The organism is Streptococcus pseudopneumoniae (assembly GCF_038148935.1).
In the GTDB taxonomy this organism is placed as follows: Bacteria; Bacillota; Bacilli; order Lactobacillales; family Streptococcaceae; genus Streptococcus; species Streptococcus pseudopneumoniae_U.
In genome coordinates, this window is the sequence record NZ_JBBJZX010000117.1 from 1 (window position 1) to 4,406 (window position 4,406).

General features: G+C 42.6%; 4 protein-coding genes. All 4 read right to left on the reverse strand.

Features of this window, described 5'->3' with window-relative positions:
* Window positions 1-151 precede the first annotated feature (151 nt).
* Entirely contained in the window at window positions 152-817 is a 666-nt protein-coding gene (locus tag WKI42_RS09540; RefSeq protein WP_050226157.1) for a potassium channel family protein, read from the reverse strand.
* Window positions 818-830: 13 nt separating this feature from the next.
* Complete coding sequence (locus WKI42_RS09545; protein ID WP_368081800.1) at window positions 831-2,210, reverse strand: TrkH family potassium uptake protein; 1,380 nt, start codon at window positions 2,208-2,210, stop codon at window positions 831-833.
* 496 nt (window positions 2,211-2,706) lie between these two features.
* Window positions 2,707-3,471: a nucleoside phosphorylase gene (locus WKI42_RS09550; protein ID WP_368081801.1), complete on the reverse strand. Its 765-nt coding sequence runs from the start codon at window positions 3,469-3,471 to the stop codon at window positions 2,707-2,709.
* 260 nt (window positions 3,472-3,731) lie between these two features.
* Window positions 3,732-4,289, reverse strand: a complete 558-nt coding sequence (locus tag WKI42_RS09555) for a sugar O-acetyltransferase (protein WP_173275304.1) — start codon at window positions 4,287-4,289, stop codon at window positions 3,732-3,734.
* Between the last annotated feature and the right edge of the window lie 117 nt (window positions 4,290-4,406).

Here is a 4,406-nt window from a genome sequence, read left to right on the forward strand (position 1 = left end):
TGCTCTTTGATTTTCATTGAATATTACTCTCTCTTGTCACTTCTTTCTATTTTACCATAAAGTCCAGCCTTTGAAGAACTTTTACTAGAATACAAGGGGTGCTATCTCTATTTGCTATCTTGGGAATCAAAAAAGAGGGAAGCTCCCTCTTTTACGAATTCAATGCTGCTAGGGTATCCAAATACTGGTTGTTGATGACTGCCAAAATATAGGTATCTGCCTTCAAGAGGTCATCTGGTCCAAATTCAACATCCAATGGGGAATTTTCCTGCTCTCGGAAACCCAAAATATTCAGATTGTATTTGCCACGGAGGTCTAATTCACTCAAACTTTGACCTGCCCAAGACTGAGGAATTTTCATCTCCACAATAGAGACATTTTTATCCAACTGAAAGACATCAACACTATTATGGAAAAGAATGGTCTGTGCTAGGGACTGCCCCATTTCATACTCTGGCGAGATAACCGAATCAGCTCCAATCTTTTCTAGCACTTTCTTAGCTGTATGGCTTTTGACCTTAGCAATAACAGTCGGTACCCCCAAACTCTTACAGTGCATAACCGCAAGCACACTCGACTCCAGATTTTCACCTGTCGCGACTACAACGGTATCGCAGGTATCAATCCCTGCTGATCTCAATAATTCTTCATCTGTGATGTCACCAATCACTCCACGCGCCAAAACTGGCTCAAACTGATTGATGCGCTCTGCGTGGTCATCAATAGCGATAATATTCATATCCTGCTTGGCTAGGGCAGCTAGGACACTGCTCCCAAAAATTCCCAAGCCTAAAATTCCAATCGTACGATCTGACATGCTCTTTCCTTTCTTAACCAATACTAATATCTGCTTTCATATAGTGAATCATATCTTTCTTTTCTGGATGGTAATCTGCTAGACTGACCAGCAGGGTCAAGGGACCAATTCGTCCGATAAACATGAGAACCATAATCACACTTAGAGCTATTTTCCCTAAATCTGGAGTTAAATTTGCCGTCACTCCGACTGTCCCAAGAGCAGAAATGGTTTCAAATATGAGGTGGATAAAGGGAGGATTTCCCTTGGCTGTCATCCCTAGTAAAATCAAGCCCAGCAAGAAGGTCATCAAAAAGATAATAAAGACACTAAAGGATTTTTGAACTGTTCGTGGCGCAATCGTCCGTCGAGCGACATTGGCATGAGGTAAGCCTAGAAGCTCACTTCGTGCAAAGACCAAGAGGACAAAAAATGTGGTAATCTTGAGCCCCCCAGCTGTTCCTCCTGGAGCCCCACCTAGAAACATCTGCAAGATATAAATTAATAAGGTAACAGGACGAGCCATGCTGTAATCAATTGTCCCAAAACCAGCCGTTCTCATGCTGACAGTTTGGAAAAAGCTGACCAAGATCTTATCTGCAACAGGGAGATTGCCAATCGTTCCAGCATTGTTCCATTCAAGAACGAGACTGGTCACCGTCCCAAAAGCTAGGAGCCCCACCGTCAATAATAAAACCAGTTTGGTGTGAAAATGCAGGCGCCCTTTTTTCTTTTTCCCTACATGCGTAGCAAGGTCAAACCAGACCATAAATCCAAGACCACCTGTAATAATCAAGCCTGCGATGACCAGATTGACCAGGGGATCGGTCTGAAAAGCAATCAAGCTCGTACTTCCAAAATTATCAAAACCTGCATTACAAAAGGCTGAAATAGCTAGAAAAATAGCACTAAAGAGACCGCGCCCCCAGCCAAGTTGAGGAACAAAACGAAAACTGAGGAATAGAGCTCCCAAACCCTCAACCAAAAAAGTCGTGAGAAAAATAGAATGGACAAACTTTCTCAAAGATCGAGTCTCTCCATAACTAAAACTATCCTGAATAGTTGCACGGCTACGAAGACTAAGCTTTTGCTTGCTCTGGATATAGAAAACCCCAATAAAGGTCATGAGCCCCAGACCGCCAATCTGAATCAAGAACATACAAATGAGCTGCCCCCAAATATTGTAGGTGTCAGCGACAGGCTGGGTAAAAAGACCTGTCACACAGACCATGGATACAGTTGTAAAGAGATGGTCGAAATAAGTCGCTCGAGAGCTAGGCACTTGCACAAAAGGCAAACTCAAAAGGAGAGAGCCTAGTAAAATGACCAAGGCAAAACTCAAAAAAATACGACGGGCAGGCGATAAACGAGATAAGCCTAGCTCTATTTTTTCCTTAGATAACTTGAATAACATGTTTCCATTGTACCATAAAAAGCTCGAAATGACTTAGATAGGATAAGGAAAAATCCACTAACAGCAAGCCTAAAAAATGCCACCTTTTTGTTGATAGCCTAGGCAAGAACAAGCCTCGTTCAAGAGTTCATGATAATATGACTGTAAGTCAAAAAAGCAAGACAGGAGCTGTTAACGCTAGCTACTCTATATGCTTTTCAGGAGAAAATGAAACACACCATTTTGAATCTGAAATAGTAGGCTACAACTTCTCAAACATTACTAGAAATTGATGTAACTTACCTAATCAATTTGTTGAGATTTTATTTCATATTACCACAATAAAAACGCATAGTATCAAAGTTTTCATCACCTGATATGATACGTTTTTCTGATTTTAAAGATTTTTCCCAATCTCAACATGCGTCCGAAAAGAGGAAGATGACCTCGTTTAACACTATTTTCGCAAAGTATGAGCTAGACATTTTATGATAAAGCAGACCTTTTGTCAGCACAACTAAAGGTGATGAACACTTGCTAAACTCAGTTCTAGCGCCTTCTCGAAAGCTTCTGAACCCCAGTCACGACTGTCGTACTGATCCAAATCGGCTAGAGAATCTGCTGTGAACAACAATTCACCCCAGAGAACCCCACGCAGTTGAGCTACTGCCGCAAGTGCAGCACACTCCATCTCCACAACAGCACAGCCTTCTTCCTTACGATAAGCCACCTTTTCAGCCGTTTCTCGGTAAAAACCATCTGTAGACCAGGTCATGACTTCTTCATAGGGAATCCCTCTATCATCCAAAACTCGCTCAATAGCAGCAGTAGCTTCTGGCTGAATTTCCATATAACGAGAAGGTGCCACATAGTGATAACTAGCTCCTTCATCTCGCAGAGCGCGAACAGGGACTAGAAAGGCATTTTCTTCTATATCAGCCAGTACTCCACAGGTTCCAGTGGAAATAATCTGCTCCACACCATAGCCAATCAACCAATCCATAAACTGGGCTGCTGGAGCGGAGCCGACAGGTGCCTGAGCCAGACAGATCTCCTCGCCTTTGTAGTTCACGACATAGACTGGATAGGTCTTGGTGGCTGAAACGAATTCGCCGACACAATCCGCCCCTACTTCCCTCGCATAGCGGTCAATCTCCTCTTCTAAAAAAGCATAGACACACTTCTTGGGCAAGTGCAAGTCCAGCCCCTCGTGATTGGGCATGATGACCGCCTGAGGATTGTCATCAAACTCTAAAATAGGAATCGCATGTTTCTGAATCATAGCCTGCCTCCTCTAATTTTGTACTATTGTATCATCTTTGACTGAAAATAAATAGAAAAAATCATTGACATCATCTAGTCATCCACAAAAACTCTCTCCTACACTAGTACTTCTTGCATCAAAAAGCATCCCAGTTACAAGATGATTTAAAATTGATCAATGAAGCAGACTTGCTAAGATATATAGTAGGTAAATGTGGGTTGGGTAAAAGATGATGAAACCTACAAAAAAGAAACAACACCCGCTGTTCCTTTTTACTTCTATTTCACAGGTATTTCCTTAATCACGCGCGCAGGGTTGCCACCTAATACAACATTGTCCCCAAAGGACTTGGTAATCACGGCCCCTGCTCCTGCGACAACATTATTCCCAAGTGTGACTCCAGGCAGTACAATGACGCCACCACCAGCCCAGAAATTGTCTCCGATTGTGATAGGCTTACCGTACTCAATACCTGAATTTCGCTCATGTGGATCCAGCGGATGAAGTGGAGTCAAGAACTGACAGTTGGGACCAATCATGGCATTGTCTCCAATACGAATCGGACAAACATCCAGCATGGTCAAGTTCCAATTAGAATAAAAATTTTCCCCTAGATGAATATTGACCCCATAATCGACCACTAGGCGTGGATTGACATATAGATTTTGTCCAGTCGAACCAAACCAAGCCTTAATGATTTCAGCTCCCTTTAAGGGGTCTTCTTCCTTGTTAAAGGCAGCCTGTTTTTGGCGAGAAGCCTGAGCCAAGGCACGCAGTTCTGGATCCGATGGACGGTAAACCTCTCCTGCTATCATTTTCTGGTATTCACTAGTCATTGTATTCTTCTCCTTATTTCCTACCATTGTATCAAAATATTTACATATCTGACTAGGATAAGGAGCACTTTCTACAATTTGTACTCTTCGAAAATCTCTTCAAACCGCGTCAACGTC

Coding starts and splice junctions, on each gene's coding strand:
- WKI42_RS09550 (WP_368081801.1), bottom strand. CDS start 3,471: ATGATTCAGAAACATGCGATTCCTATTTTAGAGTTTGATGACAATCCT.
- WKI42_RS09540 (WP_050226157.1), bottom strand. CDS start 817: ATGTCAGATCGTACGATTGGAATTTTAGGCTTGGGAATTTTTGGGAGC.
- WKI42_RS09555 (WP_173275304.1), bottom strand. CDS start 4,289: ATGACTAGTGAATACCAGAAAATGATAGCAGGAGAGGTTTACCGTCCA.
- WKI42_RS09545 (WP_368081800.1), bottom strand. CDS start 2,210: ATGTTATTCAAGTTATCTAAGGAAAAAATAGAGCTAGGCTTATCTCGT.